The following is a 23,560-nucleotide window of genomic DNA, read 5'->3' as shown; positions in this document are numbered from 1 at the left end:
TATTAGCCTCAACTCAAATTAGCAAAATGGCGCTTTAACACGTCACACAATGCCTGTACTTTTGCAGTTCGGTGAACCAGTACATGGGTAACTAGCCAAACTTGGCTTAACCATTTTAACTCATCATGCAACACCGGCTGTAAATCTGGATAACGTTTTGCCACATCATGCTGTAGCCCACCAATACCTAAACCGTTAACAATGGCACGCGACGCGTCTGACGTTTCAGATACCCTAAGTGTCACTTGTGTCTCAGGGATATGTTCATCTACCCAAGCGAAATATGGCACTCTTGCATTAAACCCGGCCACACCAGAGACAAAGTAATGCGTCTGTAACGCTTCAAGTGTTTTGGGGATCCCCATACGCTTGATATAGCTTGAAGACGCATACAAGCCTGCTTCTAAAGTATTTAGATGCTGCACTATGTAGTCGGGCTCATCGGGCTTTGGTCCTGCCCTCACCGCAACATGCGCCTGTCCATGATCTAAGCGTAAACGCTTTTGGTCGAGAATGACTTCAAGTTGTACCTGTGGGTGTAATTGCTGAAAAGTCAAACAAGGCTCCGACAGCATATCCATAAAACCACTGACCGTTGTCACCAAAAGCTTACCTCTAAGCTGGCTGTCCGAAGCAACAATAGAAGTACTCAACTCCATCAAGCGCTCGTCTATTTGACTCGCCGTCGCAAGTAACTTTTCTCCTGCCTGTGTTACCTGATAACCTCGGGCATGACGGTGAAATAACCGCGTTCCCAGTGCTTCTTCTAAGCTATTTATTCGCCTCAGTACCGTGCTGTGGTGGATCTCTAAATGCTCTGCCGCCGCTGATAAGGTACCAAGCTTGGCAACCGTATAAGCGACCTTAAGATCCTGCCAATCTGTGAATTTATCCATAACCACCTCTGTGCATATATGCACATAAGCTTTGCGTTTATTTCGGTTTTGTGCAAGTAAAATTTTGCTACTATCACTTTAACGAAACAAAATAAGGTATCAGCAAGATGACTACAGCAAAAATTATCGCACTCGCAGGCAGTTTAAGAAAAGACAGCTACAACCAATTACTCATCCAAGCCGCGGCAAACTTTGCACTAGAAAGTGGCGCAGAAGTAGAAGTGATCAAGTTACAAGATTTAGATATTCCAATGTTCGATGAAGATCTTGAAGCGCAAGGCACACCAAAAGGTGCTCAACTTTTAAAAGACAAGCTGCGCGATGCCGATGGTATTCTATTAGCAAGCCCAGAATACAATGGTTCTTTCACTGCGGTGCTCAAGAACGCAATAGACTGGGCCTCTAGAACAGAACAAGGTGCAGTGCCAGCATTTAGAAACAAAGTAGTGGCACTCTATGCGGCCTCACCAGGCGGCTTAGGTGGATTACGCGGTCTAAACCATGTCCGCGATGTGTTATCTGGCATTGGCAGTTTAGTACTCGCAGACCAATTGGCTGTACCTAGCGCATTTAATGTATTTGATGACCAAGGTAAAATTAAAGACCCAGAGCTTGCTGAAAAAGTATCAAGCCTAGCTCTGCAACTGGTGTCAGTTGCAAGTAAGTTAAAATAACTTTCAATCTCTCGTTCATATCTTGCTATGGACGCTTAGCTCATGCACACTAAGCGTCCAAAGCGAATTAGAGGCGCAATATCAGCCTTGTAATAATGGATACGAATAACGGGAGTCAGCTTTGCAAAGCACTCAGAGTCACCTATTTACCCCCTATCTCTCACACCATTTTCATTGCATTCAGTTTGACCCTGACAGCTTTAACGCGCATTCCTTTGAACAGCAAAATATACTCCTGCCCGCTTCACTTGATAAAGCGGTAGCGAAAAGGCGAGCCGAGTTTTTAGCGGGACGAATATGTGCCAAGACTTGCCTAGCGCATTTTGGACAAGGTGACTTTACACTGCTTAACGGCTCTGATCGGGCGCCTATCTGGCCTGCTAATATTGTTGCCAGTATCACGCATACTCGAGGGATCGCGGCTGCAATTGCTACAGATGATATCGCCGTGAAAGGCTTAGGCATTGATATCGAAAGAGATATGAAACCGAAGCAAGAAGTCGAACTACAACGACAAATTCTACATCCTGAAGAAGCTGAAATTTTTACACTATTCGGCGAGCAAGTGCACTGCCCGTTGACTGTTATTTTCTCGGCCAAAGAGAGCGTATTTAAGGCACTTTATAGCACGGTGCAAAAGTTCTTTGGTTTTGATACTGTCAAGCTGACTCAGTTTGATGACAAGAAACTTATTTTCACTTTGATGGAAACACTACACAAGAATTTAAGCAAAGGACAACAAGTGGAAGTATATTACCAATGCAAAGACGCCTTAGTGCTGACCGAGTGTGAATACATCGCACAGTAAAATCATGACTATTTGACTTAATACTTACTCAACTTGAAGGAGTAAACCTGACCCTAGGTGGGTTAAAAATTTCTCATTTGGAACTAAAAACGCCCACTTGGGGCGTTTAATCTGAAGTTTGGATAAAGATTCACTCAGCCGTTTTCCAAAGCCAACTTACTGAAACACAACATTTTCACTGCCAGCAGCCGCTTTAAAGCGCGCTATCAGCTTTTCACAGTCCTGTAAGATCTCCGCTTCTAGGCGCTCTTCAGCACGCCAACGCTGGCTATCCATTTTGAAAATCTCTTTTTTAGAATACTTCTTACGCGCGTCATGAGTTGGCATTTCTTTGACTTCATCATACATCTGATAAACACCAGGATAACTCTGTTGTAAGTCAACTTCCTCGTCAAAGCTATATTGCGAGATGAGTACCCAAACTCGTAAACACCCTTCAGAATATTCACATTGTTTTTCCTTCATCGCACGCGCGATCAAGTTAACGCTATCCGCAATTTTTCCATTGCGCTGCTGCCGTGACTTTTCAAGCTCAGCAGCCTTTTGCTCGCGATGTTTGGCAATCTGCTCTTTTTGTACCTTCAGCTGCCATAGTAATTTACCCGCGTAAAACGCCAGTCCAGCAATAATCAGGGCACCAATAATGATTGCGATGATCCATGCAGTATTCATTACTTATCATCTTCCTCAAAGTCGTCGTCTAACCATTCATTTGCTAGATCATTACTCATAAACTGATCCATTGGATCATCTTCTAGCATATCGCCTTCTTCAAACTCATCATCAATTCCTAAGATCTCACATAGCTCCTGATGACGTGCAATGCCGCGATTGAAGTATTTCGCATCTTTACCTGTTAGCAGTTCACCGCGCTCATGGCGTTCAAGTAGCGCCATCAAGCGTTCATCATTTTCTAACTGCTCAAGTTCTTGCTCTGGAGTTAACGTCTCAACCGCTGTAGTTAACTTAACTTGCGGCTGTAGATGACGCTTCATCTCTGGTTGTGTATTCGACTTAGTCGGTTGTGGCTCTGCAACCAAAGAAATGGGCTTTTTGCTACCAACACGCGGATCTTTATTGGTCGTCGTGTTTGATTGCTCTTTCACTAGGATCTCTGGTGCATTTCTAGAACCCGGCTTTTTACCTTTGGTTTTTTTGCTACGCTGCTCTTTGAGTGCACGTAACGCTTGTAGCTTTTCTTTACTCAGCCTTGGTGTTCCATTGGCTGCAACTTTACGTGTCTTTTTCTTTCTGGTCATAATTGGTTATCCAAAATTCTCGCGTTAACTACGCTTGGTGAGAATGATGACATCATTCCCAATAAATTCTAATTCACAATCCTGCTGCGCGGCAAAATACGCAAAGCTTTCTTGACTAAAAAATGAAATATGCGTCAGGTCATTTTTATAGTGCCAATTCGCAAAGCGTGCTTTATCAATGACGAGCTTGGTCATCAAGGCTAGCGGCTTTCCCACTTTTAAGCATGCTAACAATTGCGTTAATACTTTTGCAGGTTCTGCTAAATGTTCCACCACTTCTGTACTGACGATAAAGTCGTACTGACGAGTCAGTACACTGGCATCATTAGCATAGTACAGGTCAAACAAAGCAACTTGATGCCCAGCTTCTTCAAGCATTTTCGCAAGCAGCGGCCCTGGCCCACAGCCAAAATCTAAGCCTTGGCTTGGTATCACCAAACGTGCCAACAGTGGATCCGCCACTCGTGCTAGAAAGCGACGATAGCCTTCATCAGCCAGATCGTTTTCATGGCTATCATAAATGGCCTTTTCTTGAGCTGGTGTTAATCTCGACTTGGGATCAACCATCACCAACTGGCAGGTTTGACATTGCCAGTACAGTCGATACTTGTCTTGATGGTAGGCTTCAAGCTGATTACCTTGGCACAGGCCACAACTGAATAGAGTTGAATCTTGCAATAGTCAACAGTGATTGCTTAATAAGGCGGCTATTGTATCAGGTATAATAGAGGCAACCAAATAAAAAGGCGGCAGAGATCACTCTCTACCGCCTACTAATCTGAGCGTCACAACTGGACACTTCTCCCTTCGACTTTTAAGTCTTATTATTATTCTTTTTATTTTATTGTCGTCCGTATTGTTTTTATTTTAGACTTCCGTGACACTTTCCATATTGTTTTTATTATGAGACTTCCGTGATTTTCTTATTCTCGGCCTTCCTGACGCTTTCTTGATAGTCCTTCGTATCTAACTAGATACATAACTTTGCCACCTACGCTTCCGTATCGAATTGTCCCTTTTTTTGTATTGCTTGGCGACAACGAATAATCTACGCTCCTGAGCTTGAGTTACAACTGTTTAATAACAAATTTCTTACCTTAATTTTTTTAATTAAACAAAAAAAAGATGAATTACATAAACTTACACTGAACAACAGCTTAAAAATAAGCTAAAACTCACATGTTGCACGAGCAAATATCTCACATTAAAAGTGAGATATGTCTCACAACTTCAACAACAAAAAAAGGCAGCCTATGCTGCCCTTTTTTCAATAGTAGGAGTTTACACTGAGAGAGGTAAACTCACTATACGACTTTAGTGTAGACCACCTAAGTACTTAGATAATACTTCGATGTCTTTATCCGTAAGCTTCTTCGCGATATCACGCATCATACCATTCATGTCATTGTTGCGAGTGCCATCACGGAACTTCTCAAGCTGTGATTTGATGTACTCAGGGTGCTGGAATGACACTTTCGGGAACTTAGCTAAAGAAGTACCATTACCACGAGGACCGTGACACGCAGCACAAGCAGGAATACCACGCTCAGCATCACCCGCTTTGTATAGCTTTTGACCTAAAGCAACAACATCTTCAGGCGTTGAACCCGCAGACATAGGTAAAGAAGAGAAATATACAGCTAAATCTTTCATATCTTGATCTGACAGCGGCATAGCCATACCACTCATCACAGGATCCATACGCCCTTCTTTACCACCAGACGTCATACCTAGCTTAAACTCTTGTAGCTGCTTATAGATATAATCTGCATGCTGACCTGCGATTTTAGGATACATAGTCACAGGGGCATTGCCATCTGGACCGTGACATGCTGCACACGTTGCAGACTTTGCTTTACCTGCTTCCGCGTCACCATCGAATGCCGATGCGTTGCTTGCTGACAACGTACCAAGCAACATTGTTAAAGTTAATGCTATTTTTTTCATGGTAAATTCTCTGTTTCCGACCCTGTAATTTGTACCCTCGCGAACAAAGTCGCTCTCTTTATTGCTCGGGCAAATAATACCAATCAGTACTAATTAGGTTGTTATGTTAATCAGATGAATCATACATGCAAACTTAGCAAATATAACGCCAAACAGCACCGATCCATCTAAATACGCCTTGCTCAGTAGTGACTACTGATAGGTATACACTTTAGATTGACATTGCAATTTCTACATTCTACACGATATTACTTTCTCTGGCACGTTTTCTGCCCATATTAAGCTTATAATTTATAGGGACTTGACCTAGATTAATTAATATTGGGACGACGGTTTGGTCAATTAGCGACAAAAGCGGCGTTTAGAACAAATCTCACAATGCTTTTGGTTTCCGTCATACTGTTATAAAATACGCAATTCCATCCGCGAAAGTTTAATCAGTTAGGAGTCAGCGTGCTAAAATCTCGCGTTAAATACAATCAGGCACAATTTATCACAAGTGCCCCAGATATCAGTAAACTGCCACCAGACACTGGAATTGAAGTTGCTTTTGCGGGTCGTTCTAACGCTGGTAAGTCGAGCGCGCTCAATACGCTTACAGACCAAAAGCTGGCACGCACCAGTAAAACACCTGGCCGGACTCAGCTTATTAATACTTTTTCTCTAGGTGAAGATCAGCGTTTGATTGATTTACCTGGCTATGGCTTTGCGAAAGTCCCATTAGAGATGAAAAAGAAATGGCAAAAAGCATTAGGTGAATATTTACAACGCCGCAAATGTCTTAAAGGGATTGTGGTATTAATGGATATTCGTCACCCTCTTAAAGACCTCGATATGGATCTCATCAACTGGGCGACTGGCAGCAATATACCGGTATTAGCGTTGTTGACCAAAGCCGATAAGCTAAAACAAGGTAAACGCAAAGCAGAAGTACTACAAGTACGTCGAGCGCTAGCTGAAATAGACGGTGATATCACCGTTCACGCGTTTTCTTCTCTGAAAGGTATCGGATTGAACGAATTGGCGTGGAAACTGGATGATTGGTACTTAGGTCCGTTTGTGAAAGAAGCTCAAGAAGAAGCGAGCGAATAATCAAGCGTAGGGCGCGCTTAGCTAAGATAAAAGCGCGTCTTTGCCGACATCAGATAAAGACCTTTTTCATCTTCCTCGAGCAATTCAGCCCACTGATAATAGACATTTCGTGAAATTCTAGCGGTTAAACCATAATTGAGTGTGAGAAATGGAATATCTCCTCCATTAACATGCTCAAGGGCTAGTGGAAACACATCACAAATGGGCCACTCACGGCCTAAATTATCTATCGCGATAATACAAGGTGATAACTCCAAAGCCGATGCTTCATCACAATAACGCCATTGCTCGATAATAAAAGGATGAGCAAGCACCTCAATCTCACAACTTTCTGCTGGTGTTTTTAACCAATACTGTTGACCATCAAAGGTTAAAACACTAGCAAACAAGGCAACAAGTGATTGCCGTTTAATTTCACGCCCTTGATGAAACCAACGACCATCCGCAGCAATTTTTATGTCAGAAAAACCGCACGACGGCGCCGACCAATTTTCGGTCGGCGCATGAGTCGTAACATACTGTTTGATTAACGAATCAATTTTGTTCATCAAAAACCAAGTTGAAGCTAACAGGCACACTAGTCGCGATAGTCTTCAGACCCGCAATTTCTCGTAGCGCTTCAATTCCTTTATCTAACCCAAACTGCTTAGAATCGAGAATAAATGCATTTACCGGTGTAACCACCAAGCCATTAGCACTTTTCGTTATCAATAAGTCTAGACTGATCTTTTGGATCTGACCATGCAGTGTCAATGTTGCTGTTACATCATTGATTTTTTGTGTACCAGCTTTAAGTTTAGCAAGCACTTCAGAAACATCAGCGTTAACTTTCGCCTTTGGGTGTTGCGCTACATTGAACAGCATCTTTTGCATGCGTTCATTACGGATCGGGATCATCGTTTCAACGCTTGCCAAGTCAATATTAACCTCAAGCTCGCCTTTAGCAGATAATGTACTATCTATCGTTTTAAAATGATGTACTTCTGCAACGCTAGTCTGTTTCACAGACACAAAACTAACATCGCTTTGTTGTTGATTAAATTGCCAAGCTGCGAACGCCTGAGAAGAAATAAGTGCACTACCTAAAAGAAGGTACTTTAGCATGACGACTTCCTTATGAAATGAGAGTGAATTGCATTTGAGCGCTCAGTGTAAAACGCAGTGCAAATTAAATAAACCTTTAATCATAAACTCGTCGTTATGTTGGAATACTTTTACGCCCATCGTATTCACTTTATAGCGAGAAAATAGCCTTAGTAGCCAAGCAAAAACGTTGTGATTTAGCTACCCTAAACGATCAATTTTTAACGAAGTTAATAGGGGTTTCATATGCACATTGATTGGGGAGTTACATCAATTGCTATCATCTTTGATAAGAGAAGAAAAAGACGGCCCGTAAAAGTTACGAGCCGCTATAGCAATCTGGGGAGAAGCTATCAATACACTGTATCCTCTTTCGAGAGATACATCATCAACAGGATGTCCTACAGGATGAGGACGGCGCGAACTCTAACAAATAGACGTCCAGAAATAAACACCAAAAAGCAAAACTTGAGCCAATTTGATAAACTTTCAACGTTAATTTGTTTTTTGTTACTAGGGATTAACAGGAGCTACAAAATTAAGACGCTATGCTGCTAGTGTATACTTGCCAACAAAGATGAATGAAGTTGCACTAGGGCCTGTTGACCTTTGCTGTTTGATTTTTGTTCTTCTGAGTGTGTTTTGGTCGCGACGCTCGACTTGCAGCCTAGTAATCTAGGCAAAAGTTGAGCAACAATGAACAAAGCGCACTCAGATGAACCCAAAGGGCAGCGCTTGATTAGCATTTCTACTGTGTTATCGCCAGACTTACATAGAATGACTATGCTACGCTGGCTCTGCCTTGTATAAATACCAATCAAACTGCTGCAAAAACAAACTTGAAAGATCAACAGGCCCTAGTCTAATCGAATAGTGCAACTCGGGTAGATTTTAATATCAACTAGTGTGCTTGTTCCCAGTTGTCACCACTGTCGGCTTCAACTAGTAACGGTACATCAAGTGCTGCCGCAGCGCTCATCAACTCACAGATCTTTTCACTGTATTCAGCAACTTTATCGCTGTGTACTTCAAACACCAATTCATCGTGCACTTGCATGAGCAACTGGATATCATTGCTATCACAGCTTTGTAGCCATTCATCCACTTTAATCATCGCTTTTTTGATGATATCCGCCGCAGTGCCCTGCATCGGAGCGTTGATAGCTGCACGTTCTGCTGCTTTTCTGCGAGCGCCATTACGCGCATTGATATCCGGAAGATACAAGCGGCGACCGAATAAGGTTTCTACATACCCTTTATCAGCAGCCTCTTCACGCGTACGCTCCATATACTCTAATACACTAGGGAAGCGTTCAAAGTACATATCCATATAATGTTGCGCTTCATTTCTTGGAATATCTAACTGACGTGACAGACCAAACGCACTCATGCCATAGATCAGACCAAAGTTAACCGCTTTGGCTTTGCGGCGCATATCAGAAGTCACTTCCTCAAGCGGCACGGAAAACACTTCAGACGCCGTTGCACTGTGTACATCTTTACCTTCAGCAAAGGCACTCAACAACCCTTTGTCTTGTGACAAATGTGCCATGATCCTAAGCTCGATTTGGCTGTAATCCGCCGCAACGATTTGTTTATTATTGTCGGCAACAAATGCCTGACGAATACGACGTCCCGCTTCATTACGGATCGGAATATTTTGCAAGTTAGGATCACTTGAGCTTAAACGGCCCGTTGCGGTAACGGCTTGATGATAAGAAGTGTGCACGCGACCGGTATCCGCATTAACCAATTTTGGTAATTTGTCGGTATAGGTTGATTTCAGCTTAGCCAAGCCACGGTGCTCAATAATAAGTTTTGGCAGTGGATAATCATGCGCCAACTCTTGTAGCACTTCTTCGGCCGTTGAAGGCGCGCCTTTTGGCGTTTTCTTAATCACTGGCAGCTCAAGTTTGTCGAACAGTATCGCTTGTAGTTGCTTTGTTGAACTCAGGTTGAACTCCTCACCTGCAATTTCAAAGGCTTGTTGTTCAAGCTCACCTAAGCGTTTTTCAATCTCGATACTTTGCTTCGCTAGCATATCGCCATCGATGTGCACACCAGTGCGTTCAATGCGAGAAAGTACACTCAGCAGCGGTAATTCAATCTCTGTAAATACCTGCTTAAGGCGATTTTCTTTTTCAATTAACGGCCAGAGATGTTGATGCAATCTCAGCGTAATGTCTGCATCTTCCGCTGCATAAGGAGCCGCCTTTTCTAGCTCAATTTGGTTAAAGGTCAGTTGGTTCTTACCTTTGCCTGCGATGTCTTCAAAGCTAATGGTTTTATGGCCTAAATATTTTAGCGCCAAGGAGTCCATATCGTGGCGAGTTCCTACGCTGTTAAATACGTAAGACTCCAACATGGTATCAAAAGCGATCCCCTGCAGTTCAAGCCCGGCACGAGCAAGCACACTTTGATCATATTTTAAATTTTGACCCACTTTTTTGAGCTGAGGATCTGCAAGTAGCGGTGCCATGATCTCGAACACTATATCTTGAGAAAGCTGCTCAGGTGCTCCCACATAGTCGTGATTGATCGGTAAGTAAGCCGCTTCGCCCGGTGCAACCGCAAAGCTCATTCCAACTAGATCCGCCTGCATATAGTTAACGCTGGTGGTTTCAGTATCAAAAGCGATGAGCTGGGCTGCTTTTAACTTAGTTACCCAGTCATCAAGCTGTGCTCTTGTCAAAATGGTCTCGTACTGGGTGTCGACCTGCGCCGCCGCAGGCGCCGACCCTTCAGCCTCCACATCAACGATATCAGCTTGTGACTGACCATCCAGCAATTCAGCTAACCAACGCTTAAATTCACACTGACCATATAGCTCGATTAAGCGATCTTTATCCATCTCAGCTATCTTAAATTGCTCTAAGTCTTGCTCTACTTCACAATCCAGCTTAATGGTGGCTAATTCATACGACAGTTTTAGCTGCGCTTGGTGTTCCTCTAGTTTTTTCGCCATGGTTTTTGAGCCACGAAAACCTAAATCAGCAATTTTGTCTAAGTTTTCGTAAAGCGAATCAATAGAGCCTAATCCCTGCAGCATCGCCAATGCCGTTTTTTCACCAACGCCAGGTACGCCCGGAATATTATCGACCTTATCTCCCATTAACGCGAGATAGTCGATGATCAAGTCAGGACCAATACCAAACTTATCCACTACCCCTTCAGGGTCTAAGATCGTATTCGTCATTGTGTTGATCAACGTGACATGTTCATTAACCAATTGCGCCATATCCTTATCACCAGTGCTGATTAGCACATGGCGACTTTGCTCTGACGCTATTTTAGAGAATGTACCGATCACGTCATCGGCCTCGACACCACTAATACTTACCAGTGGCAGGCCCATTGCTTTAATTATTTCGTGGATCGGCTCGATTTGCGTTCTCAGATCATCCGGCATAGGCGGACGATGCGCTTTATACTCGCTATACATTTCGTTGCGGAAAGTTGGCCCTTTAGCGTCAAAGACTACTACCATATGACTTGGTTGATATTGCTTAAGCAAACTCTTAAGCATATTGATCACACCGTAGATCGCACCAGTTGCTTCACCTTTTGAATTTGTTAAATGTGGTGGCGCATGATAAGCACGAAATAAATAGGAAGAACCATCAACCAAGATCAACGGATTTTGAGGGATCTGAGACATAAATATTGGATCCTAAATTAGTCTTTTGTGGAGTAGAATGTAAGGATGCCACAAGGCACAAGATAAAACGAGTTTCGCGTTATCTCATCATTAGATAAATCGTGCTGCACCTGTGGATAACTTTGTAGACAAACACGAAAAATCGCTCCGAAACTTTGTTGTAAAAGTCAGAGTGTAAATTAAAACTTTGATTTACTTGCGCTTTTTGTGCCTTTTTTATTGTTATTATCTTTACCGCTTTGTGGATAAAGAATTTTTTTAGTCACGCTTAACAAACTAGGTGAGTAAAAAATAGCCTGATTTTCTCAAGCGGAGGAGTATACTAACACAATTGCTCAAAGATCATAGAAGATCCTTTATAATTTTTTAATTCGTGCATAATTCTTTTTATGCATATAGCGCGCATGATGTGACATTGAAGGGAGAAATGAATGAAAAAAGTAGCGGTAATTTTAAGTGGCTGTGGTGTATTCGACGGTGCCGAGATCCACGAGTCAGTATTAACACTACTCAATCTTGAAAAAGCAGGGGCAAACTATCAGTGCTTTGCACCTAATATTGATCAATTCCATGTGATCAATCACATCACCGGTGAAGAACAAGATGAACGTCGTAATGTTCTTGTTGAAGCCGCCCGCATTGCACGCGGAGAAATTGCAGATCTGGAAACATTAAGTGCTGACGAATTCGATGCTTTGGTATTACCAGGAGGTTTTGGTGTAGCAAAGAACCTTTCCGATTTTGCTTTTAAAGGCGCAGACTCTACGATCCTTGAAAGCGTAAAGCGCGTATGTCGTGAGTTCAATCATCAGCAAAAGCCTATTGCTTATTTATGTATTGCACCAGCACTCATCGCCCATATCCATACACCGGGTACACTCGCGACCATAGGTAATGATGTTGATACCGCAGCGGCAGTTAATACGCTTGGTGCAAAGCACGTGGATTGTGAAGTGACCGAGATCGTCGTTGATGATAATGAAAAAGTGATTAGTACACCGGCATACATGCTGGCGTCATCCATCCTTGAAGCCGCGACAGGTATCGAAAAGGCGGTGACGAAACTAATCGAAATGGCATAAAAGCGATCGCTTCTCCTACCCATTCGTAATAGTAAAGGAAAACGTTAGAGCCGATCGACTCACATTTCGGCCTAACGTTATTGCAAATTTAGGCGAAAAAGCTTGCCCTAACGCAATAAATTAATGGTTTTAACCATTTATACTCAAGTTTACGTTTTATAAATGAACAGGTGACGTTATAATCCCAATAATTCCGTCATCCATTATCGTGATTGAACACGTTCAAACGAAGTGAGCAAGGTAAATGAAAAAACTTTCAGCAGCACTTTTATTGCTATCAACAGCCGCAGTTGCGCAACCATACGACAATTCTTTAACTGAAGAAGCGATTAAGAAACGTCTTCAGCCTATCGGCTCAGTATATTTAGCTGGTGCTGAAAGTGCTGCAGAAGCCGAGCCATCAGGACCTCGTTCAGGTGAGCAAGTTTATCAAGCAGCATGTTTTGCTTGTCACGGCACAGGCGCACTAGGTGCACCAAAAACAGCTGACGATTGGGCGCCTCGCATTGCCAAAGGTAAAGACGTATTACTAGACCATGCGATCAATGGCTTCAATGCAATGCCTCCTCGTGGTACTTGTATGAACTGCTCGGATGATGAGATTGCAGCGGCAATTGATTTCATGACAAGCAAATAAATATTTCAACTTCTCTATATTAGGGTAAAAAGACTTATTGGACAGTGCAGCGTTTATCGCTGCATTTTCGTCTCAATATAGTGCCATAAAAGCCATGATTAACGCTGGCTTGATATCGCTCTATAAAACGAGCAGGAATGAGAAATTTACACTTGACCGCTTCGGCTAAAAGTGAAACTATTAAGCTCAATAATTAAACAACAATAAGAACTGGTTTCGTCATTGGAAGAGCCACAACAGCAGGTTAGGAGACTATCTCGGCGAACCGCCAGATTAGAGTCTTTACTTAAAAAGTATAAAAGAAAGTCTCAACTTCAATACACACTAATTCAGTTATCAGAACAGGCTAGTACTGTTGCTGAGCTTACCTTGTTGTATCCCGCAATCCACAATATTCTGTCTCAATATTTACCTAGCAAAAGCTTTTATGTTGTCCTGCAAAATCGCTTTACTCAAGCGCTTGAGCTATCGTATTTTGTTGATGAGAAAGATGGTATTTCTGTCCCTCTTCATGAAGCACATCACTTCAAAGATGGTGTAACTGGGTTTGTATTTAAAACCGGTGAAACTGTTTACCTCACCAAAGACGACATGCTATCGCGAGCCAATGCTGGCGATTTTAAGATAATGGGTAGTCAAGCAGAGCATTGGGTAGGTGTACCTATCTATCGCGATGGCGCAATTATTGGCGTTATGGTGTCGCAAAGCTACGAAGCGGAACAATCCTACAGCGATCATCAAGTTGAATTGCTTGAAGTGATGTCATTATATTTGGCCACAGCGATTGAACGCGTTAAAAAGCGTGAGTTACTAGAGTCTGAAGTGAAAATTCGCACGCGGGCACTAATGCAAAGTAATGAAGCACTTAATAAAGAAATAGAAAACCGCAAGCGTGCGCTAGAAAGACAGCAAATCTTATTCAAGATCTCTGAATTAGCAACCCAGTTCTCCGATATTGACGATGTTTACCAACAAGTTCACGACATTATTCGTTCTATTACTTTTGCCGACAACCTCTACATAGCGCTTTACGATAAAGAGACGAATTGGCTCACCTTCCCGTATAGCGTTGATGAAAAAACCAGTTACAACCCTCGCCCATTTGCAAAAGGGTATAGTGAGCTGGTCATTCGTACTGAGCAAAGCCAATTGATAGATAGTACCCGTGCCAAAGCCTTAGCACTAGAGGGCACGGTAGAGCGCCCTGCAGGCTATAACCACAAGCTTGCTGCAACGAGTTGGCTTGGTGCACCATTAAAAACGGCTACTGGCGTCATCGGTCTGATCGCATGCCAAGCTTACGAGCACAAACACGAATTTAATTATGATGATGTTGAGCTGATCTCGTTTGTATCTAATCAGATTGCCTCTGTACTACAAACGCACCTAGCGAACCAAGCACTTAAGATCAGTCACCAGCAGTTAGAACATCGAGTTGCGGAGAAGACCAAAGAGCTACAGCAAGCCAATTTACATCTACAAATGCATATGGAAGAGCGCAAAAAGATTGAGCAACAGCTTTATCATGATGCCCATCATGATTCACTCACGGGTCTACCAAACCGTAGTTTGTTTTTAACTCAGCTCGAAAAGACGCTGCAAAAACATCATCGTTACCCCGAAGATAACTTTGCCGTTCTCTTTATCGATTTAGATAAGTTTAAAGACATAAATGATGAATTAGGTCACCAAGCAGGTGATCAGTTTTTGGTGTGGGTGGCTCAGTCGTTTTTAGAGTGTATTCGTGAACACGATTTATTAGCACGACTTGCCGGTGATGAGTTCGTGATCTTACTTGATCACCTAACCGATCGTCAGCAAGCGGAAGATGTCGCCAAGCGTATTATCAAAGTCATGCAGCAACCTTTCTGCTTGAAAGGAGTATGCATGCAAAGTGGTGCCAGCATAGGTATCACCTATAGTAATAAGCTGTATCGTAACACCGATGAAATTATCAGAGATGCCGATGCGGCAATGTACTATGCCAAAAACGCTGGCCGTGGTCGCTATGAATTTTATCATCCATTACTTACCGCAAGCTCAAACGCTCAGAAGCAACAAGAACAGCATCACTTAGATAAGCTCCCTACTCACTTCCGCTGCACGGAAATCGTAAACTGGTCAGATAGCGCCCAGCCAATTGGCTTTTTGGAAGCCTTTGGCGAACATCCAGTATTAGGCAGCACCAGTTTTGATATTCTGAAAAAGTTTGCCGCAGAAAAATCTCAGCTGCTTGAAATTGAATTGCATCTACTAAACAAAGCGCAAGAAATAGCACGTAACCGCGATGAAGATATGCTATTTGGTTGTTCTGCAATGTTACTAGAAAGTGCACATTTTGACGCGTTAAAGCAGCAGCTACAGCGGCAAGACAAAACACTTTGTTTACTCTTCGAAGAGAGCGAAATTCGCTTTGCTTCTAGTCAGCAAGTATTAAATCTCAGAGCCTTGGCCGATATGGGGATCCCTATCGGACTGAATAATTTTGGTAAAGATCGCTGCGATCTAACCCTGATCAGCCAAGTTGACTTTACCTATGTCTTATTAAGCTCGACGTTTAGTAAACGCGTCTTACAACAAACGAGTTATGAGGTTCAATTGCAAGGTATTTTAGCCGTTACTAAAGTGAAGAATATTAAGGTCATCGCCCGAGGTCCTGCGATTTTAAACTTTAGAAGCTTACTGGAAAAGCATGGCTTGCAGCTATTTTTTGGCAAACAGCAAATGTTGGATAAGGGCAACGAACGTGTAGCCTTTATCCAAAATTTTGATAACGAATCAGTCCCGTCTTAGCATTGCCCGTAAATTCGCAACGTTAGATTTACCTTTTTCCATTCGTTCTGCCTGTGTCGCTACAGGCTTTTTCCCTTCAATTTGTAAATCATCTTGCGGCAATTCTTGTACAAAGCGACTCAGCTCTGGGGTGATTTGCTCACCAAATTGACGACGACTTTTGGTATAAGTCAATGTTAGGGTTTGCTGAGCGCGAGTTATACCAACATAGGCCAAACGCCTTTCCTCTTCGACATTATCTTCGTCAATACTCGTTTGGTGGGGTAGTAACCCTTCTTCCATCCCCACCATAAATACGTGTGGATATTCAAGACCTTTGGACGCATGCAGCGTTAATAACTGTACTGCATCTGAGTCATCTTCCTCTTCATTGCGCTCAAGCATATCTCTTAATGTGAGTTTGCTTACCACTTCTGGCAGTGTCATGGCGGGGTTATCAGCATCTCCCGTGAGCATATCACTTATCCAACGGTATAGTTCTGATACGTTTTTCATCCGCATTTCCGCCGCTTTAGCGCTGGGAGATGACTCGTAAAGATACGCTTCGTAATTAATTTCACGGATCATATCTTTTACCGCTTCCAAGGTATCTCCGCGGGTTGCTCGGTCGGAAAGCTCAACCACCCAGCGCGCAAATCCCATCAATGCATTTAAGCCACGACCCGCCAAACGGTCCGCAAGCTCTGACTCAAAACACGCCGCAAATAGACTAATATGACGCTCGTTGGCAAAGCTTCCTAGCTTTTCTAATGTTACCGGACCAATCTCGCGTCGTGGGGTATTGACGATACGTAAAAATGCGTTGTCATCATCTTGATTCACTAAGAACCGCAAATAAGCCATGATGTCTTTGATTTCACTGCGTGCAAAGAACGACATACCGCCACTAATTTTGTATGGAATACGGTTGGTCATGAGTGCTTTTTCAAACACTCTAGCTTGGTGATTTCCACGATAGAGCAATGCATAGTCGCGATAGCTGGTACGTTTCATAAACTTGTGTGAAATGATCTCCGCGACCACACGCTCCGCTTCATGTTCTTCATCACGAGTCGCTATCACACGGATCGGATCGCCATACCCCAGTTCACTAAACAGCTGTTTATCAAATTCATGGGGATTGTTGGCGATAAGGATATTCGCAGCCTTTAGGATCCGCCCTGCGCTACGATAGTTTTGCTCCAACTTGATAAGTCTTAGGCCTGGAAAGTCTTTGCTCAGTAGCACTAAGTTTTGCGGTTTAGCGCCACGCCATGAATAGATAGACTGATCATCGTCACCAACCACAGTAAAACGTGCGCGCTCACCTACCAGCAATTTCACTAACTGGTACTGGCTGGTATTGGTATCTTGATACTCATCCACCAGCAAATAGCGGAAACGTTGCTGCCAGCGCTCTCTCACATCAACTGACTGATTCAAAAGCAAAGTTGGGATCATAATAAGATCGTCAAAGTCTAGGGCATTGTAAGCACGCAGCTGTGTTTGATAACGCGCATAAAGCTGAGCGAATAGCGCTTTTTGCGGCTCTCGCGCTTCTCGAATAGCACGCTCAGGCAAAATAAGCTCGTTCTTCCAGTTACCAATCTGCATTTTCAGCAAATTGAGTAAGTCTTTATCACGCTCAAGCTCTTTTTCAGTGAGTTCACTTAACAACTGATTCGTGTCTTGATCATCAAACAAGGAAAAGCCAGGTTTATACCCTAAGGTCTTGACCTCTTTTTTAATGATTTCCAGCCCTAATGTATGGAATGTCGACACCCACAAACCCTTAGCTTCTTGCTTGCCCAAAGTTTGTGCCACACGTTCACGCATTTCTTTCGCCGCTTTGTTGGTAAAGGTGACCGCTGCGATATTCTTTGCTTTGTATTCACACTGCTGCACTAGGTAGGCAATTTTATTGGTAATAACCCGGGTTTTACCTGAGCCCGCACCTGCCAATACAAGGCATGGACCACTGATATATTTTACCGCTTCGTCTTGTTTTGGGTTGAGCTTCATGCAACTAATCCGGTTATCTTCTCGCTTGGCACAATGTTGGCTACAACTGTCAGTGCTGAGGGGTTGAGGAATTCTTATAAACAGGCCCTAGTTTATCGTATCCATGTAAAACTATGAAGCGAACCTTTTCCGTCTGCGGCGCATAAGGTAAGATGGACTTTGTATACTGACTCGCAAGCTAAGGTAAGAAGATGATTAATCCAGCCAAAATTGAAGAAATTGCTAAGCAAATTTCCAGTAACATGCCACAGGGCGTAAAAAATCTTGCTGAAACATTTGAAGCAAGAACGAAACAGGCGATCCAGAGCAAATTATCAGAAATGGATTTTGTTAGCAGAGAAGAGTTTGATATTCAAAGCAAAGTGCTGATCCGCACGCGTGAAAAATTGGTTGAACTTGAAGAAAAAGTGGCGCAGTTAGAAGCACAACTTGCCAGCCAAGCATCCGACTCGCAGAAATAAGCAACCACAGCTTCGGATAGTAAAGCGTGCGCTTGTGGCGCACGCAATCTCTAAACTCTGTTGACCCTAGCAATAGCGCTGGTTCACACCAAGCAGAGACTTTTCATAGCAAAGCGACAGTTGCTCCATATTTTCTACGGCGTTCACCACCTCATTTAAGAGGCCATCAGCAAGGCCATAAACCCACCCGTGTACCGTCAAAGCTTGACCTCGCTGCCAAGCATCTTGAACGATATTGCTCTGACACACGTTACGCACCTGTTCTATCACATTTAACTCGCAAAGCGCCGCACACTGCTTTTCTTTGCTCACTTGTTCAATAATCGCTTGGTGTTTCTCTTTCACATCAGCGACATGACGCAGCCAGTTATCGATAAGGCCAAACTTAGCATTATCGAGCACCGCTTGCACTCCACCGCAACCGTAGTGACCGACCACCATAATGTGATCTACTTTGAGCACCTCAACCGCATACTGCATGACCGACAAACAGTTGTGATCAGTATGCACCACGACATTGGCAACATTGCGGTGAACAAACAATTCTCCAGGCATTAAGTCAACAATCTCGTTGGCAGGCACACGAGAGTCAGAGCAGCCGATCCATAGATAATCTGGATTCTGTTGTTGCGACAGTTTTTTGAAAAACTCAGGATCACTGGCATTGGTGCGATCTGCCCACTGTTTATTATTATCGAGTAAGTGACTCAGTGGACTTGGGCTCGTATTACACATTAATGGTTCTCCGACTGACGTTCAGCCTGTATCAAAATATTCCTTGGGGTGAGCGACTTTTCGCAAAAAGTACTAAGGGTGACATCATACCCAGCTGCTTGCAGATATAAAACCCTATCCAGGACCAACCAGATCTCAATCGCACGACGAAACACGTGTCGTACTAGCTCAATTCTGTCCGTTACTTGCTTTCGTTCACGCCCAATACGTTCATATTGGTCAAAATCAATTCCGTCAGGTAGGACGAGCTGCTTCTGCTCAGCTGCCCAATAACAGAATTCACTAAACGACCCCGAAAAAATAGCCTTATTGACCGAAGGCACACTCACGTAATGTTTATCTGCGGTAAGTTCTCTGCGCAGCGCATCAAACCCTAAGCGCCAACTCACCTCTTTTTTACGTACTTGTGCCACTCTCCCGGGTGCTGTAACTGTCTCTTGCAGCGCTAACTTCATATCGTGATGAGATAAGTTGAGCTGACTCTGCTGTGCTTCAACACTCATGGCTTGATAATCAGGTGGTGTAAATAAGTGATAGCAGCATGGAGAGAGCGATAGCTTTTTCATGCCATTCGCCACTGCTTGGTGCATAAATACACGATGTAATTCACCACATGCATGCAGGGCAATACCATGGCGGTTTTCAACGAAGTGGTGATGTATGTCATCTTTCAACACGTCGGCACAATGAAAATGCAAGTTTAGATTTTGCCGCTTCGCACTTTCCTCTCCTTGTCGACACAGATCCGCTTGAAGCTCAATACTGTTCACTTCAGGCGCGCCATGATAAGAAAGCAATCGGCCTAAATGACCTTTACCTGCGCACCACTCTAGTACCGATGCTTTAGTTTCGTTTACTGCGGCAACAAAGTCTTGAAGTTGCTCTAATTTACGTCCCTTTATGCCATTGCTCAGCCAAAACGGTAACTCATCTCTACGGCCCACTTTTTGCGGTAAAGCACTTAAGACCGTAAGTTGTTCAAGTTCGGGAATATAGCGACTAAAAAAAGTAAAAAGGGCATCAGTGTCACTGTCTAATGTTGATACTGCATCGTCGCTTAATCGCAGTAATTCAGATTGTAGTTGTGGCCAAGGAATAGTGAGATGCTCAAAAGCAACGACTTGCCAATATTGTCGGGTATCGAATAATAATTTATCTAGAAGTTGAAAGCGTTTGCTCGGTTCCACAATGGCCACGGTTGTCAGGGAAACAATACCCTTATTCTAGCGTAATTGTTGATGATATTTACGAGAAAAAATTAAGTGGATATACATTGGAATACAAACCAATGTCAAAATCGCTGCAATAATCAACACCCAAGATAACTTAGGTTGTTCATTCTTCACTTCTGAATAAATAAAGCGCGCTTTGTGTTCATGAAACTGACTCACATCTAAGTGATATAGCTGTGCTATCCATTGCCATTTTGCCGTTGACATTGTTCCAATTGGAATATTAGCCACCTTTATGAACTCCCTTAACTTCTCTGCCTCAAATGCGAGCTGTTCCAAGGATTTTTGGGTAGCGTATTGCTGCTTCGTTATCGCTAAGGTTTCTTCTAGATGTAACATAGCGTATCGCCAACCTTTAAGGCTCGCACGACGAAAGCGTTTAACAAGCTCAGGGCGGTTTTCTAGTACGCTTTCCGTAGTAAAGAGCACGTCAGCATAAACGTTTAAACCAAACTGCTTTGGGCAAATTTCACGGGTTGATAGACCGCTTTGCTGTACTGCATAGGGCTCATTGGTGCTATAAACTTGCATCGCATCAAATTTACCAGCGATAAAGTCTTTCAGTGGCTCATTGCCTGAATACAAGCGCATATTTTGTGTATTGACGCCGGCACGTTGCAACATCATGAGCAACTCACCGTTTTCTGTGTGTCCTAAATGACTGAGGCGTTTCCCCTGAAAATCACGAGGAACATAAATATCACTGTCGGCTCTTACCATCCAACAATAAGGAGAAGACTGTAGTATCGCAGCAAGCGCCACAAAGGGTTTACCATTGAGTCTTTGTTTTAAGAGGCCTGAGTGAAACACACCAAACTGAGCTTGACCATATAACACACGAAAATCAACGTTAGGATTATTGGGATCGGCAGGAAGAATATGAACGTCTAACCCTTCCCTATGATAAAACCCTTTTTCCTTTGCCATATAGTAACCAGCAAACTGAAATTGATGTGTCCACTTTAACTGTAATGTGACTTTTTCAAGGGCTGCAATTTGAGTGCTCAAAAATAAAAGTAATAACGCAACATAGTACCTAAACATCATATCCTTGCGTTTTTCAACTGATAATAGCTAACTATAGTTTACAGTGCTCAGGCTGCCATTAAGATTGGATAAGTATTGAATATAACAGTAAGCTAAGTGCTACTTTAGCTGACTAGGGCTCAAAGCAGTTGTACTTTACAATTCTCTATATGTGTACCTAGTATGTTCTTAAGGTGATGATAGATCTGCTCTTGGCTGCCTTTACACATAATGTCATAGCCATTACCATTATTCTTCTCGATGATCCCAAGATAATTCTCATCGATAGCGACAGACTCAACTTGTGCTATTGGCATCATAGTTTTATTTTCCCCGTAGATGAGTATTAACTTCTCGCCCTCTTTTAATAACATCTGCTCTGGGCGTCTGTTGGTATCAAAATCGCCTCGGAATACGACCGATATCATTGTTATTACAAGCGCAATTGGCAAGAAAAGTGTGTGCTCGATCAGGTCTGGCCAAAGCGCGCTCACACCAAAATATAAGCCCGCAAACAATACAAGCCTTGCAACTAACGTGATGAAGATGTCCTTATTTGTTCTTTTTCTAATCATGTAATCCACTGATAAAATTAGATACTTTCATGACCAGCGTACCTAACTCAGTACTTATTATCCAGCCTTTTGCTTTGTTAACTGCTCGCCATGCAAAAAGCGTGTAAAACACGGGTTATTTGTTTCTTCTTGAAATTGATACGCTAACTTTGCAAGATGTTCATCAAAACGCTCATAATCACTGGGCTCAACTTCAAAAGCGGCTAACACATTACCCTGTGCCGCACCGTGATTGCGATAATGAAATAAAGTAATATTCCAATTACAGCCGAGCATGTCTAAAAAGCGCGCTAATGCGCCTGGATATTCAGGAAATTCAAACCGCAATAAACGCTCATTCATGACGCTTGGTGGTTTACCACCCACCATATATCTCACATGTAACTTTGCCAGTTCGTTATCTGATAAGTCGTCAAACAGATAGCCATTTTGATGCAACGAGGCGGTTAACTCAGTTAGTTCTTGCTGGCCATTTCTAAGCCCGACACCAACAAAAATTTGCGCTTCGCCACAGCCGGCATAGCGATAGTTAAACTCAGTGATCGCTCGGCCACCAAGAGAGTGACAAAAACGCTTAAAGCTGCCTTTTTCTTCAGGAATAGTCACCCCGAGCAATGCTTCATGTTTAGCACCTAGCGCCGTTCTTTCGGCGATATACCTCAACCGATCGAAGTTTAAATTAGCGCCTGACAAGATAGCCGCAACACTCAGCCCCTTTTCGCCCGTTTGCGCGAGCCACTTCTTCAAGCCCGCAGTTGATAACGCGCCGGAAGGCTCTGCAGTTGCTCTCGTCTCCACAAAAATATCTTGAACCGCCGCACAAATTTCATCGGCATTAACCGTCACGACTTCGTCGCAGAACTTTTGTGCTAATCGAAAAGTTTCTGTACCAATAAGCTTTACCGCCACGCCGTCCGCAAAGCCACCGACTCGCTCAAGCTCCACGGGCTCTCCCGCTTCAAGCGCGGCTTTAAGGCATGCACTGTCCTCAGCTTCTACCCCAATAATACGGATATCAGGGCGAAGTGACTTCAAATACACCGCCATTCCCGCAAGCAAACCACCACCTCCTACAGGAATAAATACGACATCTAGTTCATCAAGTTGCTGAATTAACTCTCGCGCCACCGTACCTTGGCCGATGATCACATCTTTATCATCAAACGGCGGGACAAAAACACCACTTTGCGCTGCACAAAGATCTAGCGCGTACTGCTTTGCCGCATCGAAGTGATGGCCGTGTAAGATCACTTCACCACCGAGTTTACGAACCGCGTTGACCTTGATCTCTGGCGTAGTCACAGGCATTACAATGGTGGCGTGCTGACCTAGATGCGTTGCACTTAGTGCAACCCCTTGAGCATGATTACCCGCAGAAGCGGTATACACCTGCGATCCTTTCGGTAACTGACGTAGCTTGTTATACGCACCACGCAATTTGAAAGAATAGACCGGCTGTTGGTCCTCTCTTTTCAGCCAAATTTGGTTACCAAGCTGGGCTGACATTTGCTCTAGTTGATTCACTTGCGTTACCTCAACGAGCGGTGCCACATTCGCCTGAATAATGGCTCTAAAGTAATCAAGCTCTTGGGAAACCATCG

General features: G+C 43.3%; 22 protein-coding genes. 7 read left to right on the top strand and 15 right to left on the bottom strand.

From position 1 onward, the window contains the following. Positions 1-8: 8 nt before the first annotated feature. Entirely contained in the window at positions 9-896 is an 888-nt protein-coding gene (locus tag L3V43_RS19305) for a LysR family transcriptional regulator (protein ID WP_010607788.1), read from the bottom strand. Positions 897-1,003: 107 nt separating this feature from the next. On the opposite strand from L3V43_RS19305, the gene L3V43_RS19300 reads away from it, so the two are divergent. Together L3V43_RS19300 and L3V43_RS19295 are read left to right on the top strand one after the other, a co-directional pair. Next, positions 1,004-1,570, top strand: coding sequence for an NAD(P)H-dependent oxidoreductase (locus tag L3V43_RS19300; protein WP_010607787.1), 567 nt, complete (start codon positions 1,004-1,006; stop codon positions 1,568-1,570). Positions 1,571-1,691: 121 nt separating this feature from the next. Beyond that, complete coding sequence (locus tag L3V43_RS19295) at positions 1,692-2,378, top strand: 4'-phosphopantetheinyl transferase superfamily protein (protein ID WP_237117216.1); 687 nt, start codon at positions 1,692-1,694, stop codon at positions 2,376-2,378. Between the two features lie 156 nt (positions 2,379-2,534). Here L3V43_RS19295 and L3V43_RS19290 read toward each other — a convergent pair whose 3' ends face one another. From L3V43_RS19290 to L3V43_RS19275, 4 genes are all read right to left on the bottom strand, one after another. Continuing rightward, complete coding sequence (locus L3V43_RS19290; RefSeq protein WP_010376294.1) at positions 2,535-3,050, bottom strand: DUF2489 domain-containing protein; 516 nt, start codon at positions 3,048-3,050, stop codon at positions 2,535-2,537. Further along, positions 3,050-3,637 carry a Der GTPase-activating protein YihI gene (gene yihI, locus L3V43_RS19285; protein WP_010607784.1) on the bottom strand — a complete coding sequence of 196 codons (588 nt, stop codon included), beginning with the start codon at positions 3,635-3,637 and terminating at the stop codon, positions 3,050-3,052. Before yihI ends, L3V43_RS19290 begins: the two co-directional genes overlap by 1 nt. A gap of 24 nt (positions 3,638-3,661) precedes the next feature. Beyond that, the gene (locus tag L3V43_RS19280; protein WP_010607783.1) at positions 3,662-4,315 is read right to left on the bottom strand and encodes a class I SAM-dependent methyltransferase; all 654 of its coding nucleotides are present in this window, start codon (positions 4,313-4,315) and stop codon (positions 3,662-3,664) included. Between the two features lie 636 nt (positions 4,316-4,951). Further along, positions 4,952-5,584, bottom strand: a complete 633-nt coding sequence (locus L3V43_RS19275) for a c-type cytochrome (protein WP_010607782.1) — start codon at positions 5,582-5,584, stop codon at positions 4,952-4,954. Between the two features lie 453 nt (positions 5,585-6,037). Between L3V43_RS19275 and yihA the strand changes: the two genes are divergently transcribed. Continuing rightward, positions 6,038-6,676, top strand: a complete 639-nt coding sequence (gene yihA, locus L3V43_RS19270) for a ribosome biogenesis GTP-binding protein YihA/YsxC (RefSeq protein ID WP_010607781.1) — start codon at positions 6,038-6,040, stop codon at positions 6,674-6,676. 17 nt (positions 6,677-6,693) lie between these two features. Here yihA and L3V43_RS19265 read toward each other — a convergent pair whose 3' ends face one another. The 4 genes from L3V43_RS19265 to polA all read right to left on the bottom strand — a co-directional run bounded on the left by L3V43_RS19265 (position 6,694) and on the right by polA (position 11,417). Next, the gene (locus L3V43_RS19265) at positions 6,694-7,224 is read right to left on the bottom strand and encodes a DUF1285 domain-containing protein (RefSeq protein WP_010607780.1); all 531 of its coding nucleotides are present in this window, start codon (positions 7,222-7,224) and stop codon (positions 6,694-6,696) included. Next, entirely contained in the window at positions 7,211-7,780 is a 570-nt protein-coding gene (locus L3V43_RS19260; protein ID WP_102055922.1) for a YceI family protein, read from the bottom strand. Before L3V43_RS19260 ends, L3V43_RS19265 begins: the two co-directional genes overlap by 14 nt. Positions 7,781-8,313: 533 nt before the next feature. Then, a complete protein-coding gene (locus tag L3V43_RS23845) occupies positions 8,314-8,505 on the bottom strand; it encodes a hypothetical protein (RefSeq protein ID WP_323054434.1) in 192 nt (63 codons plus the stop codon). Positions 8,506-8,660: 155 nt separating this feature from the next. Beyond that, a complete protein-coding gene (polA, locus tag L3V43_RS19255; RefSeq protein WP_237117215.1) occupies positions 8,661-11,417 on the bottom strand; it encodes a DNA polymerase I in 2,757 nt (918 codons plus the stop codon). Between the two features lie 431 nt (positions 11,418-11,848). Between polA and elbB the strand changes: the two genes are divergently transcribed. The 3 genes from elbB (at position 11,849) to L3V43_RS19240 (ending at position 15,929) form a co-directional block, all read left to right on the top strand. Next, positions 11,849-12,499: an isoprenoid biosynthesis glyoxalase ElbB gene (gene elbB, locus L3V43_RS19250; protein ID WP_237117214.1), complete on the top strand. Its 651-nt coding sequence runs from the start codon at positions 11,849-11,851 to the stop codon at positions 12,497-12,499. Positions 12,500-12,743: 244 nt separating this feature from the next. Next, positions 12,744-13,136, top strand: a complete 393-nt coding sequence (locus L3V43_RS19245) for a cytochrome c5 family protein (RefSeq protein ID WP_010607776.1) — start codon at positions 12,744-12,746, stop codon at positions 13,134-13,136. A 222-nt stretch (positions 13,137-13,358) separates the two neighbouring features. Beyond that, complete coding sequence (locus L3V43_RS19240; RefSeq protein WP_237123941.1) at positions 13,359-15,929, top strand: diguanylate cyclase; 2,571 nt, start codon at positions 13,359-13,361, stop codon at positions 15,927-15,929. Here L3V43_RS19240 and rep read toward each other — a convergent pair. After that, the gene (rep, locus tag L3V43_RS19235; protein WP_010607774.1) at positions 15,915-17,930 is read right to left on the bottom strand and encodes a DNA helicase Rep; all 2,016 of its coding nucleotides are present in this window, start codon (positions 17,928-17,930) and stop codon (positions 15,915-15,917) included. The two genes, L3V43_RS19240 and rep, sit on opposite strands and share 15 nt — an antisense overlap. 191 nt (positions 17,931-18,121) lie before the next feature. On the opposite strand from rep, the gene L3V43_RS19230 reads away from it, so the two are divergent. Beyond that, positions 18,122-18,391 (top strand): accessory factor UbiK family protein, encoded by a 270-nt coding sequence (locus tag L3V43_RS19230; protein WP_010607773.1) that lies wholly within the window; start codon positions 18,122-18,124, stop codon positions 18,389-18,391. 66 nt (positions 18,392-18,457) lie between these two features. Here the strand turns inward: L3V43_RS19230 and can are convergent, their stop codons facing one another. The 5 genes from can to ilvA form a co-directional block, all read right to left on the bottom strand. Beyond that, a complete protein-coding gene (can, locus tag L3V43_RS19225) occupies positions 18,458-19,126 on the bottom strand; it encodes a carbonate dehydratase (protein WP_010607772.1) in 669 nt (222 codons plus the stop codon). After that, the gene (locus tag L3V43_RS19220) at positions 19,126-20,322 is read right to left on the bottom strand and encodes a methyltransferase (protein WP_010607771.1); all 1,197 of its coding nucleotides are present in this window, start codon (positions 20,320-20,322) and stop codon (positions 19,126-19,128) included. The genes can and L3V43_RS19220 overlap by 1 nt, the downstream gene beginning before the upstream one ends. Positions 20,323-20,349: 27 nt before the next feature. Continuing rightward, positions 20,350-21,402, bottom strand: a complete 1,053-nt coding sequence (locus L3V43_RS19215) for an ABC transporter substrate-binding protein (RefSeq protein WP_102055918.1) — start codon at positions 21,400-21,402, stop codon at positions 20,350-20,352. A gap of 122 nt (positions 21,403-21,524) precedes the next feature. Further along, positions 21,525-21,959 (bottom strand): hypothetical protein, encoded by a 435-nt coding sequence (locus tag L3V43_RS19210; protein ID WP_102055917.1) that lies wholly within the window; start codon positions 21,957-21,959, stop codon positions 21,525-21,527. 57 nt (positions 21,960-22,016) lie between these two features. Beyond that, positions 22,017-23,558: a threonine ammonia-lyase, biosynthetic gene (gene ilvA, locus L3V43_RS19205; protein ID WP_237117213.1), complete on the bottom strand. Its 1,542-nt coding sequence runs from the start codon at positions 23,556-23,558 to the stop codon at positions 22,017-22,019. Between the last annotated feature and the right edge of the window lie 2 nt (positions 23,559-23,560).

Source organism: Pseudoalteromonas sp. L23 (assembly GCF_021728455.1).
Classification (GTDB): domain Bacteria; phylum Pseudomonadota; class Gammaproteobacteria; order Enterobacterales; family Alteromonadaceae; genus Pseudoalteromonas.
The sequence above is the reverse complement of the archived record's forward strand: the minus strand, read 5'-3'. Positions and strand labels throughout refer to the sequence as shown.